The 13,655-nt window shown below is 63.4% G+C and carries 9 protein-coding genes; 6 read left to right on the forward strand and 3 right to left on the reverse strand.

Annotated features, from left to right (window positions below; all coding sequences use genetic code 11):
* The first annotated feature begins 8 nt into the window (after positions 1-8).
* The 5 genes from HNQ95_RS17040 to repC all read left to right on the forward strand — a co-directional run bounded on the left by HNQ95_RS17040 (position 9) and on the right by repC (position 7,939).
* Positions 9-3,494 carry an indolepyruvate ferredoxin oxidoreductase family protein gene (locus tag HNQ95_RS17040; protein WP_182574708.1) on the forward strand — a complete coding sequence of 1,162 codons (3,486 nt, stop codon included), beginning with the start codon at positions 9-11 and terminating at the stop codon, positions 3,492-3,494.
* Positions 3,495-3,589: 95 nt separating this feature from the next.
* Positions 3,590-3,835 carry a WGR domain-containing protein gene (locus tag HNQ95_RS17045; protein ID WP_182574746.1) on the forward strand — a complete coding sequence of 82 codons (246 nt, stop codon included), beginning with the start codon at positions 3,590-3,592 and terminating at the stop codon, positions 3,833-3,835.
* Positions 3,836-4,210: 375 nt separating this feature from the next.
* The gene (gene repA / locus HNQ95_RS17050) at positions 4,211-5,404 is read left to right on the forward strand and encodes a plasmid partitioning protein RepA (protein WP_182574706.1); all 1,194 of its coding nucleotides are present in this window, start codon (positions 4,211-4,213) and stop codon (positions 5,402-5,404) included.
* Between the two features lie 11 nt (positions 5,405-5,415).
* A complete protein-coding gene (gene repB / locus HNQ95_RS17055; RefSeq protein ID WP_067968382.1) occupies positions 5,416-6,471 on the forward strand; it encodes a plasmid partitioning protein RepB in 1,056 nt (351 codons plus the stop codon).
* Between the two features lie 259 nt (positions 6,472-6,730).
* Complete coding sequence (repC, locus tag HNQ95_RS17060) at positions 6,731-7,939, forward strand: plasmid replication protein RepC (protein ID WP_182574704.1); 1,209 nt, start codon at positions 6,731-6,733, stop codon at positions 7,937-7,939.
* A 260-nt stretch (positions 7,940-8,199) separates the two neighbouring features.
* On the opposite strand, the gene HNQ95_RS17065 is transcribed toward repC, so the two are convergent.
* Complete coding sequence (locus HNQ95_RS17065) at positions 8,200-9,300, reverse strand: site-specific integrase (RefSeq protein WP_417281680.1); 1,101 nt, start codon at positions 9,298-9,300, stop codon at positions 8,200-8,202.
* A gap of 386 nt (positions 9,301-9,686) precedes the next feature.
* Here HNQ95_RS17065 and HNQ95_RS17070 point away from each other — a divergent pair, with 386 nt between their 5' ends.
* Positions 9,687-10,673 (forward strand): methyltransferase, encoded by a 987-nt coding sequence (locus tag HNQ95_RS17070; RefSeq protein WP_154384423.1) that lies wholly within the window; start codon positions 9,687-9,689, stop codon positions 10,671-10,673.
* 205 nt (positions 10,674-10,878) lie between these two features.
* Here the strand turns inward: HNQ95_RS17070 and HNQ95_RS17075 are convergent, their stop codons facing one another.
* Positions 10,879-11,280 (reverse strand): sugar-binding domain-containing protein, encoded by a 402-nt coding sequence (locus tag HNQ95_RS17075; RefSeq protein WP_083948807.1) that lies wholly within the window; start codon positions 11,278-11,280, stop codon positions 10,879-10,881.
* A 92-nt stretch (positions 11,281-11,372) separates the two neighbouring features.
* Positions 11,373-13,475, reverse strand: coding sequence for a bifunctional rhamnulose-1-phosphate aldolase/short-chain dehydrogenase (locus HNQ95_RS17080; protein WP_154384424.1), 2,103 nt, complete (start codon positions 13,473-13,475; stop codon positions 11,373-11,375).
* Positions 13,476-13,655: the final 180 nt, after the last annotated feature.

The raw sequence follows: 13,655 nt of genomic DNA on the forward strand, positions 1-13,655 counted from the left end.
GTGCCGCAATGAAAGCTGTGACTTCTCCTGAAAATGGCGCCCGCCCGGTCGACATGCCCTCGGCGCTCGACGAGCGCTACACGCTCGAACGCGGCCGCATCCTGGTTTCGGGCACGCAGGCGCTGGTGCGCCTGCCGATGGTCCAACGCCAGCGGGATCTGGCCGTCGGGCTCAACACCGCAGGTTACGTCTCGGGCTATCGCGGCTCTCCATTAGCCGGATTCGATCGCGAGATGGCCAGCGCCCGGAAACATCTCAAGGAAAGCCATATCGTCTTCCAGCCCGGTCTCAATGAGGACATGGCGGCGACCGCGGTGTGGGGCACGCAGCAGACCGGCATGTTCCCCGGCGCGCGCTACGACGGCGTCTTTTCCATGTGGTACGGCAAGGGCCCGGGCGTCGACCGCACCATGGATGTCATCCGCCACGCCAATGCCGTCGGCACCAGCAAGCATGGCGGCGTGCTGTTGCTCGTCGGCGACGACCATGGCGCGGTGTCGTCGACCCTGCCCCACCAGAGCGAGCACAACCTGATCTCGGCCATGGTGCCGCTTCTGTCGCCGGTCGGCATCAGTGAATATATCGACTACGGTCTGCTTGGCTGGGCCATGAGCCGCTATTCCGGTGCTTGGGTCGGCTTCAAATGCCAGACCGAGATCGTTGAGTGCTCGGCAACTGTCGACCTCGATCCGACCCGGCTGGAGATCGTCACGCCAGACATGCCTCTCCCCGCCGACGGCCTGTCGATGCGCTGGCCCGACGGACAGCAAGCGATGGAACGGCGGCTCGAGACCAAGCTTGCCGCGGTGCTCGCCTTCGCCCGCGCCAATCGCCTCGACCGTCCGGTCTGGCCCTCCCCTGCCGCACGGCTCGGCATTGTCTCGACCGGCAAATCCTGGCTCGACCTCAAGGGTGCACTGGCACTGCTCGGCATCGACGAGGGCCGCGCTGCCGAGCTTGGCATCCGCCTTTACAAGGTTGGCATGGTCTGGCCGCTGGAGCCGGAGGGCCTGCGCGAATTTGCCGACGGGCTGGAGCAGATCCTCGTCGTCGAAGAAAAGCGTCCGGTCATCGAGGAGCAGATCAAGTCGCAGCTGTTCAACCAGCCGGGCGACCGCCGGCCGCAAGTCTTCGGCAAGACCGGGCCGGACGGCTCTCCACTCCTGCCCTCGATCGGCGAGATTGGCGCGCTCTCGGTGGCACGTGCCATCCTGCAATGGCTGGGCACTGATGACGCAGGCCTCGCGGCCCGCGCCGTACAGCTGTCAACGGTTGGAGCCCCCTCCCCTGCCGAACCGGGTCTGCTCAACCGCGAACCCTATTTCTGCTCAGGGTGCCCGCATTCGACATCGACGGTTCTGCCCAAGGGCAGCCGCGCCTCCACCGGTATCGGTTGCCACATGATGGTGATCGGCATGGAGCGCGACACCTCGACCTTCACCCAGATGGGTGGCGAAGGCGGCTCGTGGATCGGCCTTTCCCCCTTCACCGACGAGAAGCACATCTTCGTCAACATGGGCGACGGCACTTATTTCCATTCCGGTCTGCTGGCCATCCGCGCCGGCATCGCCGCCAAGGTCAACGCCACCTACAAGATCCTCTACAACGATGCGGTCGCCATGACCGGTGGCCAGCGCCATGACGGCGAATTGTCGGTGCCGTCGATCGTCGGCCAGGTGCTCGCCGAGGGTGCCAAGCGGGTCGTCGTCGTCTCCGAGAGGCCGCAATTGCTGGCCGGCCTGCTGCCGCGTGCGGTCGATGTGCGGCATCGCGACGAGCTCGACGAGGTACAGCGTGAGCTGCGCGACGTCGAAGGTGTCACCGTGCTGGTCTACGACCAGGTCTGCGCCGCCGAAAAGCGCCGCCGGCGCAAGCGTGGCACCTATGCCGTCTCGCCCAAGCGTGCCTTCATCAACGAACTGGTCTGCGAAGGCTGCGGTGATTGCTCGGCGGTCTCGAACTGCATCTCCATCGAGCCGCGCGAGACCGAGTTTGGCCGCAAGCGCGCCATCAACCAGTCGAGCTGCAACACCGACCTCAGCTGCACCAAGGGCTTTTGCCCGAGCTTTGTCACCGTCGAAGGCGGGCGCCTGCGCAAGCCGCGCGCCAAGGCTGCCGGCGGCGTCGACGCCGGCCTGGCCGAGCCCAGCCTGCCCAGGTTGGGCGATGCGCCCTACAGCCTGCTGCTTACTGGCATCGGCGGCACAGGCGTCATCACCGTCAGTGCCATACTGTCACAGGCAGCCCATCTCGACGGCCTGTCACTGGTGACGCTCGACCAGACCGGCCTGGCACAGAAGAATGGTGCCGTCGTCTCGCACATTCGCCTGGCGCGACAGCCTGAGATGCTCAACGCAGCCCGCATCGGCCCTGGCGAGGCCGACCTGGTGCTCGGCTTCGATATCGTGGTCGCTGCATCGCAGAATGCCGTCGCCACTTTCGGCAAGGGCCGTACCAGGGCCGTGGTCGACGACCACTTCGCCCCGACGGCGTCCTTCGTCAAGGACACGACGATCGACTTCCGCGAAAGCGCGACGCTGCGGCGGCTGCGCACTGCCGGCGGCGAGGACGCGCTCACCACGCTTCCCGCAATGAAGCTGGCAACCGCGCTGTTCGGCGATGCGATCGCCGCCAACATGTTCCTGCTCGGCCATGCCTGGCAGAAGGGCCTGGTGCCGATCGGGCGCGAAGCGATCGAGAAGGCGATCGACCTCAACGGCGCCGGCGTCGCCATGAACCGCGCTGCCTTTGCCTGGGGCCGGCGTTCCGTCGACGACATGGACTTCGTCAGCCGGCAGGCTGGGACGGCACCCGCTTCGGCGCCCGAAGCCAAGTCGCTTGATGAGATCGTCGCGCAGCGCGTCGTGTTCCTCACCGGGTATCAGGACGCGGGATATGCCGAGCGCTATCGGACGCTTGTTGACAAGGCGCGGCAAGCCGAGGCGAGAGTGGCTCCGGGGCAGGCTATGTTCGCGACGGCCGTTGCCAAGGCCGCATTCAAGCTGATGGCCTATAAGGACGAATACGAGGTAGCGCGGCTGCATCGGGATCCGGCCTTCCGGCAAAAGCTCGCCGAGCAGTTCGAAGGCGACTTCAAGCTCCAGTATAATCTCGCGCCGCCGATGCTGACCCGTACCGATCCGCGCACCGGCCATCCCGCCAAGATCGCCATCGGCAGCCGCTGGATCGAGCCGGCCTTTGCCGTGCTGGCTCGCCTCAAGAGCCTGCGTGGCACCCGCTTCGATCCATTCGGCCGCACCGCCGAGCGCAAGATGGAACGCAAACTGGCGGCGGACTACTTCACGCTGGTCGAGGCGCTTGCCGCCCGCCTGTCGGCTTCAAACCTGGCAATGGCGACAGAGATCGCCAGCCTGGCCGAGACCGTCCGCGGCTATGGCCACATCAAGCTGGCTGCCGTCGAGCGTTACGAAAAGCGTAAGCTCGAACTGCTCGCCGCATTTGATCAGGCCACGGCTGTAGGGCAGGCGGCCTGACGAGCCTGATCCCATCAACAGCCTGAATCGACCACGGCTGATCGATTCAGGAGTTTCATTGGACGGTGGGTTCGCCGCGCGCGATTCTGCCGTCCATGCACAAACCGAGCCCCATCCTGCACCTCCAGCGTCGTGATCCGAGCCGTAACATGGCGCGGTTCTATTGCCTGTCGGTTGAGCGTTCGCTGTTTGGCGACGCGGTGCTGGTGCGCGAATGGGGCCGCATAGGTACGCTGGGCCGGAGGCGTCTCGATCTCTTTGCCAACGTTGCCCAAGCGCAGGAGGCGATGCGCCGTTTGATGGTGTCCAAGGTCAAGCGCGGCTACAGCTCCGTCGGTTGACAGCTGTCAACGACGATATGCCGGGACCGAAACGGTCCTCGACGGTCGCCGTTACGCCTCCGTCACAATGGTTAATTTCCGTTAACTATAAACAAGTTGACTCGACTCGCCCTCTCCAGCACCCTTGTTACGCTAATTGGTCGTAATTCGATGCGTCCAGCGTAACCGCCTCAGAAAACCGTTATCCACGCTCCGGCACGTTAAAATGTGCGAAGGCGTAACCTGGATTCGGATTCTGCAGCGAATCGGCGCATAAATCTTAACGAAGCCTGACGGTGCGTCGCTTACGTATGCGCTGCTGGGCGAGAGGGGACTAAAGACTTGGTTGGGGCAGTTCAAGCACGGGCGGAAAACGCGAGCGACGAGGCCGAGGTCATGGCGACTGATCGTGCCATTGCGCGGGACGCCGAGATGTTGTCGGCGCAATTGCAGGCAATGCGCGACCGGCTGTTTTCGCCGACCTCGAAGAAGGTCCTGCGCAAGTTTTCGAGCGGCGAAGCCGCACGTCTGATCGGTGTCACCGACGGCTATCTGCGCCAGCTCTCCATCGCAGGCGAAGGGCCGCAGCCCGAAACCGGGGCAGGGGGGCGACGCTACTACGCACTCGACGACATCAACGGGCTGCGCCGGCATCTGGCCGAGCAGAACCCCACCAAGGCGCGCCATTATCTGCCGCGCCGCGACACCGGGCGTGGCGAACACCTTCAGGTCATCGCTGTCACCAATTTCAAGGGCGGCTCGGGCAAGACCACGACCAGCACGCACCTTGCCCAGCATCTTGCGCTGGCCGGTTACCGGGTGCTGGCGATCGATCTCGATCCGCAGGCTTCGATGTCGGCACTGCTGGGCTACCAGCCGGAACTCGATCTCGACGGCAACGACACGCTCTATGGCGCGATCCGCTATGACGAGGAGCGCCGGCCGCTGACCGACATCATCCGCCGCACCTATTTCGACGGGCTCGACTTCGTGCCCGGCAATCTTGAGCTTCAGGAGTTCGAGCATACGACGCCGCAGATGCTGGCGGCGCGGCAGGCCGGCGACAACAAGGCGATGTTCTTTGCACGTGTCCAGGAAGCGCTGCAGACCGTTGCCGACAATTACGACGTCGTCGTCATGGACTGCCCGCCGCAGCTCGGCTTCCTGACCCTGTCGGCGCTGTGCGCGGCGACCTCGGTGCTGGTGACCATTCATCCGCAGATGCTCGACGTTGCCTCGATGAGCCAGTTCCTGTTCATGACCGCCGACCTTCTGTCGGTGGTGCGGGAGGCCGGCGGCGAGCTGAATTTCGATTTCATGCGCTACCTGATCACGCGCTACGAGCCCAATGACGGACCGCAGACCCAGATCGTCGGTTTCCTGCGCTCGCTGTTCGGCGATCGGGTGCTGACCGCGCCGCTGGTCAAGTCGACCGCCTTTTCGGATGCGGGCCTGACCAAGCAGACGCTTTACGAAGTGTCACGTGAGAGCTTCAGCCGTGCCACCTATGACCGCGCCATGGAGTCGTTGACAGCTGTCAACGGCGAGATCGAGAGCCTGATGCTCAAGGCATGGAACCGGGCGGCGTGAGGGAGGCTGGCATGGCATTGAACCGCAAGGATCAGCTCAAGGCGCTGTTCGGTACGGTCGAACCGGCGCCTGTGGCCGCAACTCCGACCGAGAAGGCGCCTGAGACGAAAACGGCTGAGCCGGATGCCGCGCGCCAGCGCAGCGCCTCTGGAGCCGTCAAGGCCATGGGCCTGTCGCTCGGTGGCCTGTCCAGGGAGATCGAGGAGGCGCGCAGGCTCAAGGAAAGCCTCGATGCCGCAGAGCGTGTAAGCCAGGTCGACGCGTCACTGATCGAGGCGTCGTTCGTCGCCGACCGGCTCGACCATGGCGCGCAGGATCCGGATTTCGACGCGCTGGTCAGCAGCATCGAGACGTCTGGGCAGCAGGTTCCGGTGTTGCTCAGGCCGCATCCCGACAAGCCGGGGCGCTACCAGACCGCCTACGGCCATCGCCGCGTGCGCGCTGCCGGAAAGCTCGGCGTTCCCGTCCTGGCCATCGTCCGGCCGCTCTCCGACGTCGAGCTGGTGCTCGCCCAGGGTAAGGAAAACAGCGAGCGGCGTGACCTCTCCTTCATCGAGCGGGCGCTGTTCGCCCACGAGCTGATCGCCAGAGGCTTCGAGCGCGCCGTCGTTCAGGACGCGCTGTCGCTGCACAAGGCCGAGATGACGCGCTTCCTGCAGGTGGCCGACGCGGTGCCTGAACAGGTCGTACGCGCGATCGGCGCGGCCCCCAAGATTGGCCGTCCGCGCTGGATGGCACTGGCCGAGCTGCTGAAGAGCGAGGCGGCTCGCGTCAAGGCCGACGACGAGGTCACCAGCCAGCGCTTCCTTGCTGCAACGAGCGACGAACGCTTCAACATGTTGTTCATGCACCTGCAGCGCAAGACGCAGCCAATCGCCGGCGCCGTGCGCGAAATCCGCGATGGCAAGGGCAGGGCGGTTGCAAGCCTGACTGTTTCCAAGGGCAAAGCCAGGATCGATTTTCTGGAAAAGGCAGCGGATGGGTTCGCAGACTTCCTCGATGAGGAGTTGCCCAAGCTGTTGGAGAGGTTCGAACAGGAGCGTGGCCGCTCGGCCGGGCAAGGCTAGGTTTGTCCACAGCCAGCGGCACGGGCGTTTGCCTCAACGCAGCGCCACCCGCTGGTGATGGAGCGTAAAGCGTGGGTTCCAACGCGTAGAGGATCGGAAACAGAAGGATAATCGGCAAGAAAAAGGCCCCCGAAACGTCGCCATTCCGGAAGCCCTCATCAATGTAGCAATTGTGAGAGAATCATTTCCGGGCCGACTTGTCAACCACTGGACGCGTTCCGGAATGCCTTTGGCTTGCCTCGACTGAGGTAAAACAAGGATGACTGAGCATATCTCGACGACGCCCTTTGGGCGGCGGTCGTTGTCGCTTGCCATGGTGGCAGGCCAGATGGCGGCCGACAGCTGCGCGCCTGGCGCCAGCTCCAACAAATGGCAGGTGTTCCGTGCCGTCTGCGAGGCCAAGCAATTGCTTGGCGCCAGCGATCGCGCCCTTGCCGTTCTCAACGCGCTGCTGAGCTTCCATCCCGACACGGATCTCGTGGAAGGGGAGGGGCTGGTGGTATTTCCGTCCAATGCCCAGCTGGCGCTGAGGGCGCATGGCATGGCGCCGGCGACGCTCAGGCGGCATCTCTCGGTGCTCGTCGACTGCGGCCTGGTGGTGCGCCGCGACAGCCCCAATGGCAAGCGCTATGCCCGCAAAGGCTTTGACGGTGCGATCGAGCAGGCCTTTGGCTTCGACCTGACGCCGCTTCTGGCCCGTGCCGAAGAATTCGAGCGCATGGCCGAGGCAGTGAGGGCTGAGCGGCGGTCGCTTCTGCTCGTCCGCGAGCGCATCACCATCCTGCGTCGTGACATCGCCAAGATGATCGCATTCGGCCTCGAGGAGGGCATTGCGGCTGATTGGCCACGCCTGCATCTCAGTTATCGTGACATAGTGGCGGCTATTCCACGCACGGCGAGCCGGCTTGAGCTCGAACCGATTGCCGCCGAGCTGGCTGCGCTTGCCCAGGAGGTACGCAAGGCGCTGGAAAGTCACGTAAAAACTGAAGAAACAAGCGCCAATGAGTCTCATTCCGAGCGCCACATACAGAATTCAAATACACACCCTCATGAATTTGAACCCGGCCTCGAGAAAGGCCAAGGGACGGCCGCTGCGGTGAAACCTGAAACCAGGAGCCAGCCGCCAACGGGTTATCCGCTTGGCATGGTGCTGCGTGCCTGCCCTGACATTGCGGACTACGCACGAAACGGCATTTCGGGCTGGGCGGATCTGGTGGAAACGGCAAATCTAGTGCGCGGCGCGCTCGGCGTCAGTCCGGATGCCTGGAACCAGGCCTGCGAGGCGATGGGGGCGGTGGATGCAGCGATCATGGTGGCGGCGATGCTGCAGAAGGGCGAGGCGATTTCCAGCCCGGGCGGCTATCTGCGTAGCCTGACGGCGAAAGCGCGGGCCGGTGAATTCTCGATCGGGCCGGTGCTCATGGCGCTGCTGCGCGGCAGGGGAGGGGCCCAGGCCAAAGCGGGATGACGCCGGGCGGGCAGAAGCTGGGTGGCAGCTGAATTCCGGTCGGGACATCGATCACTGCCTTGGGGAAGCTGCGGCGGGTAGAGGAAGCTACAACTCCGAAGCGGGCCGCGTTCTACCAGGCACAGCAATTTGCTTGGGGAGGGATCTGCGGCGGGCTACTGATATGCCGTGGCAATCGCACGCGGATCTCATCGAGGTGCTTTGTGTGACCGGGGCGGCATTCTCAAATGCGTCCAATTCCGGAGTTGGAGGGGAGGGCGCTAGAGTCCACTCGCCTTGGTGAGATTGACGCGGAAGCGGTCGCGGCGGCGCTGGTACGTGCGGGTCATTTCTGCACTGGCATGGCCGAGCTGCTTCTGCACGTAGCGCTCCTCGACCTCGGCCGAAGAGGCAAGGCCAGCACGCAGCGAATGGCCGGCAAAAAGCCCGGTCCGTTCGGACTCGGTCAGATCGCCGCGGACGCCGGCGGCAAGGGCGGTACGTTTGACCAGACGGGCGATTTCCTGGTCGTTGAGCCGTTCGGTGCCGACCTTTTTGCCTTGACCGGTCACGCGGCGAAACAGTGGGCCATGGGAAATGCGGGCAAGGTTCAGCCAGGTCTCCAGGGCCACGACAGGGCAGGTGGAGTCGGCCGATCCACGGCCGATCTCAACCTCGCGCCAGCCGGTCTTGCCACGCAAGGTGACCAATATGCCCTTGCCGGGGAAGATCTCGATCCAGCCCGAAGAATCCTGGGTCTGATCGCGGCCGCAATCGAGGCCAACGATCTCGGAGCGGCGCAGCGCACCGGCAAAGCCGAGCAGCAGCATCGCCCGATCTCTTAGGCCGCGCAGGGTCCTCCTGTCGAGCGTCTCCAGCATGGCGATCAAATCTTCGGGCAGGATCGCTTCCTTCTGCCGGGGAGGGCGGGCGTGGGCATTGCGGATGCCGGCCATGACGGTCGCGATGGCACGGTGTTTCCGGTCGAGCTTTTCTGTCCCGCGCTGGGCATAGTTCCAGCTCAGGGACGCGAGCCGTCGTTCGATGGTCGACACGGATTTTTTGTCGCCGATGCCGGCGCCGGAAGCGAGCGCGGTGATGTAGAGCCCGACGGTCTCGGGATCCGGCGGCATGGTGGCAAAACCCTGGCGCTGGGCCCAGTCGGAAAAGTGCTTCCAGTCGGCGGCGTAGGCGCGCCGGGTGTTGGCGGAACTGGCCGCCTTGACATAACCGCGCGCCCGTTCAGCCAGATCGCCGAGCTGGCCCATAAGGCCGCCGGAGGGCATGACGTCGACAGATGGCAGGGTAGGGGAGGGGGCCTTGTCGTCCGAACCTACGGCGTCAGATTGCGGCGCATTCACCGGCTCCGCTTGCCAGCCCATTGCCATCACGACATCGACAATGTCAGGCAGGTCATCGACGGAGACAACGTCATGACAGCGATTCTTATCCAGAATAGCGTTTTCAGAGGTGCTCTCTCGTCGAGGCGAACGCAGTTTGCTATGGTTTTCCGGATTTTGCTCGACGTTAGAGGCCATTTCGGCAGTAGGCCATCAAATGAATGATAAGGCAAGATTATCGTTCATTTGACGTGATCGACAGGCTGTGCGCTTTAGATGCCAAGAGCGAACGTAACCGCACAATTGAGATGCGATGCCCTTCGCTTTGGGGACACAATTTCTGGCCGCTGCTTGTTAGGGTTGCAACGGTTGAACCCGATCTGCCGATCTGCTTCAACAGTGATCCTAGCTCGCGCAGGGGACGTGAGATGGTAGGTTCTGACCGGATCGACGACCTGATCGCAGCGGTGCCTCGCGCCTTGGCGCTTCGCGCCGGTTTGGACCTTGGCATCTTCACCCAGCTCGGGGACAGTGCGTTGACGGCTGACGGCCTCGGAACCCTGTTCAACATCGCCCCCGATCGTCTGTCGCGGCTCCTCTACGCGCTCGCCAGCTTCGGTCTACTCGAAGTCGAGGATGGTCGATTTCGAAATGGAGCCGAAGCGTCGGCTTTTCTTGACGCATCCAAGAAGACCTATCGTGGTGGTGATCATGCGCTTCTGCGCGAGCTCTGGGGAGCCGACCTGCTGACTGCAGAGTCGCTGCGACAGAGCCGGCCGGCTGCACTGCACGACTTTTCGCAAGCGGGGCCTGAGGCCGCCGCGGCCTTCAGCCGAAAGCTGGCGCCAGGCGCCGCAATTTTCGGCCGATACCTGGCCCAGGAGATTGACCTCTCTGCGATCGGATCGGTGATCGACATTGGCGGGGGCCCCGGGACCATCCTCGTCGGGCTTCGCGAGCGATGGCCGCGCATCGCCGCGACACTGATGGAGCTTCCGACGGTTGCAGCGGCCGCGCCAGAAATCCTGTCGGAATACGGTGTCGATGACGTGGTTGTCGAAGAGGGGGACATCACCGTTGCGCCATCAATCGGTCGGCACGATCTGGCGATCCTGAAAGCCGTCGTTCAGGTCCTTCCGCCTGATCAGGCACGCCGTTCGATCCTGAACGCGGCGCGTTGTCTCACGCCGGGAGGCGAGATCGCGATTGCGGGCTGGGGTGTCGTCGACGACGACCGCCTCGGCCCGCCTGAAGGTGTCTTTCTGAACCTCACCTTCTTGAACCTTTATCGCCACGGCGAATCGTACACCGAAGGCCAGTATCGCGCGTGGATGACCGAGGCTGGATTCGGGGATATATCCAGGTCGCGCCTGGCGGACGGCTGCACGTTGTTTCGAGCGCGCCTTGCGGGCTGATCCGTCGGCTTTCACGATTGATCGGCCTGCTTTCGACCTTGCATGGCCTCAGCGCGGACTGACAGCAGCTGGCGCCGAACGTGACGTTGGAACGCGGCGTGCAAGCATCTACCCGGGCCGCCCTCGTCGTCTTACCCGCCAGCCAATCACTTTGTTTTGGATTTGGCGGCCCGACAGCACGGAAACGTCAGATCAAATTGCGGCCTTATGCCAGGTCGATCAGCGCTTCAGCGGTCTTCGCGCATGTGGCCAGGTGCGTTGCAAATCCACCATTAAGCGTGGCGCGAATTGAAAGCACCCTGTCAGTTCCGCACGAGGTGAGCAGGCCAATTTCCTTGTCGCGCATGTCGTCGAGCGCGATGCCGATCATGCGATGGTCGATCTCTCCGGGGATGGCTTGACCGTTCGCTTCGATAAACCGTCCGCAGACGACTGCCTGTGCACCTTTTGCAGGATAGGCGTCGAGCTGCTCGAGGTTCACGACTTCGCTACGAACGACATGGCTGTCAGGACCGCATGAGCCGGCCGACGAACATTGGAGACGGAAAATGCCCGACTGAAATCGACGATGACCTGCTGCCAGGCGGCAGGTCACAACTCCGGTCATCCGACCGCAGTCAAACCCCCCACGAAACCGGGAGCCGGCAGGTGCTGACTTTTTTGCCGCCCTTTTGCCGGCTCAGGGAATTCTAACGAGCACTACCTGGTGAAGCTCTGTGCGTTGCCGGCATCGACGTTGATGATGTTGCCGGTCGACTTCGCCGACATGTCGGACGCAAGGAAGTAGACCGCCTCTGCGATATCCTCGGGAAAGACCGAGCGCTTCAGCATCGAGCGCTTGCGATAGTGCTCCTCGAGGTCGTCGGGCTGCATCGAGTAGGCTGCCGCGCGTTGCTCGCGCCATTCTCCGGTCCAGATCTTTGAGCCGCGCAGCACGGCGTCAGGATTGACGGTGTTGACCCGGATCTGATGCTCCGCGCCTTCGAGCGCCAGGCAGCGCGCGAGATGGATCTCGGCCGCCTTGGCCGTGCAGTAGGCTGCTGCATTGGGTGAGGCGGCCAGTCCATTTTTCGAGGCGATGAAGACGATGTTGCCACCGATCTGCTGCTGCTTGAACAGTCGGAACGCTTCGCGCGACACCAGAAAGTAGCCCTTGGCAAGGATGTCCATGTTGCGGTTCCACATGGCGAGTTCCGTGTCCTCGATCGGCGCCGAGGACGAGATGCCGGCATTCGAGACCAGGATATCCGTGCCGCCGAATTCGACCGCACTGTCGGCATAGGCCGAGGCCACGCCTGTTTCGTCGGTGACGTCGAGGCGGACCGGGCGCACGAAGTCCTTGCCGAATGCCTTGCCGAGTTCGTCATGCGCGGTGGCAAGTGCGGCCTCGTCAATGTCGGCGATGACGACGCAGGCGCCTTCGCGCAGAAGCCTGACGGCCGTCGCCTTGCCGATGCCGCCGGCACCGCCGGTGACGAAGGCGATCTGGCCTGCCAGCGACTTGGGTTTGGGCATGCGCTGCAGCTTGGCCTCCTCGAGCAGCCAGTACTCGATGTCGAAGGCTTCCTGCTCGGGCAGGCCGACATAGGTCGACACCGATGAGGCACCGCGCATGACATTGATGGCGTTGACGTAAAATTCGCCGGAAATCCTCGCCGTTGCCTTGTCTGCGGCGAAGGTGAACATGCCGACGCCTGGCATCAGGTAAACCACGGCGTTGGGGTCGCGCACGGCAGGCGAGTCTGCGTGCTTGCAGCGATCGTAATAGGCCTGGTAGCCGGCACGGTAATCGTCCAGTGCCTTGGGCAGCGCTGCAATCACTGTGTCCACATCAGCCTTCGCAGGATCGAAGTCGATCACCAGCGGCCTGATCTTGGTGCGCAGGAAATGATCTGGGCAGGAGGTGCCGAGGGCCGCGAGATCGCGCAGATGGCGCGAGTTGACAAACTCGAGCACGGCATCGCTGTCGTCGAAATGACCGAGCTTGCGCACGCCCTGCTGCGAGATCATGCCGCGGATGCGCGGCATCAGCTGTGCTGCGATAGCCCGGCGATCGTCTGCCGGCAGCGACGTCGCGACCGCGCCGCCGAAAGCCGATTTGCCCCTTGCCTCGCTTTCGAACCAGCCGATCGCCTTGTTGATGGTGTCGATGGTGGTGGAATAGCACGCCTTGGGCGTGTCGCCCCAGGTAAACAGGCCATGGCTTTCGAGCACGACGCCCTTGGCCGAAGGGTTCTCCAGGCAGAATTTTTCGAGCCAGAGCCCGAGTTCGAAGCCGGGGCGCTTCCACGGCAGCCAACCGATCTCGTCGCCGAAGATTCTTGATGTCAGAGCCTGTGAATCCTTGGCGGCCGCGATCGCGATGATCGCATCGGGATGCATGTGGTCGACGTAAGCCCTTGGAACATAGGCGTGAAGAGGGGTGTCGATGGAGGCAGCGCGCGGGTTGAGATTGAATGTGCAGTGCGGCAGGTAGCCGACCATCTCGTCTTCATGGGCAAGGCCACGATAGAGCCCCTTCAGCGCGCGCAGCTTGTCCATATAGAGGGTAGCGAAACCGTCGAGCTTGATCGACGCGCTGTCGCCGCCGGAACCCTTGACCCACAGAACCTCGACTTCTGTGCCCGTCAGCGGGTCCTTCTGCATGATCTTGGACGAGGTGTTGCCGCCACCATAGTTGGTGACACGCTTGTCCGAGCCCAGGATGTTGGAGCGATAGACCAGCCGCTCCGGCTCGCTCATGGCGGCCGCCCTGGCGTCGTCCCACAGATTTGCAAGCCGCGTGGCGTTGGTGTCGGGCATGTCGGATTCCTCCCGGCGCGAGATCGGGCGCCGCTCTCGTTTGCCCGTAAAATCAGGCCAAGCCATGCGGTTTGTCAATCGCAAAAAGATTGAAGTTGATCATTGTGCGGCGCATCATGATCTAGTTGCAGCGCGATATGAGTTATTTTCGTCACAATTCGCTTGCGCATCGACTGGATT

The sequence above is a fragment of the Aminobacter ciceronei genome (assembly GCF_014138625.1).
Classification (GTDB): Bacteria; Pseudomonadota; Alphaproteobacteria; order Rhizobiales; family Rhizobiaceae; genus Aminobacter; species Aminobacter ciceronei.

Excerpts from the sequence above, each read along its gene's own strand:
- repC (WP_182574704.1), top strand. The coding sequence starts at position 6,731 with ATGACTGAGCATATCTCGACGACGCCCTTTGGGCGGCGGTCGTTGTCG.
- HNQ95_RS17065 (WP_417281680.1), bottom strand. The coding sequence starts at position 9,300 with ATGGGCTGGCAAGCGGAGCCGGTGAATGCGCCGCAATCTGACGCCGTA.
- repA (WP_182574706.1), top strand. The coding sequence starts at position 4,211 with ATGGCGACTGATCGTGCCATTGCGCGGGACGCCGAGATGTTGTCGGCG.
- HNQ95_RS17080 (WP_154384424.1), bottom strand. The coding sequence starts at position 13,475 with ATGCCCGACACCAACGCCACGCGGCTTGCAAATCTGTGGGACGACGCC.
- repB (WP_067968382.1), top strand. The coding sequence starts at position 5,416 with ATGGCATTGAACCGCAAGGATCAGCTCAAGGCGCTGTTCGGTACGGTC.
- HNQ95_RS17070 (WP_154384423.1), top strand. The coding sequence starts at position 9,687 with ATGGTAGGTTCTGACCGGATCGACGACCTGATCGCAGCGGTGCCTCGC.
- HNQ95_RS17075 (WP_083948807.1), bottom strand. The coding sequence starts at position 11,280 with ATGACCGGAGTTGTGACCTGCCGCCTGGCAGCAGGTCATCGTCGATTT.
- HNQ95_RS17040 (WP_182574708.1), top strand. The coding sequence starts at position 9 with ATGAAAGCTGTGACTTCTCCTGAAAATGGCGCCCGCCCGGTCGACATG.
- HNQ95_RS17045 (WP_182574746.1), top strand. The coding sequence starts at position 3,590 with ATGCACAAACCGAGCCCCATCCTGCACCTCCAGCGTCGTGATCCGAGC.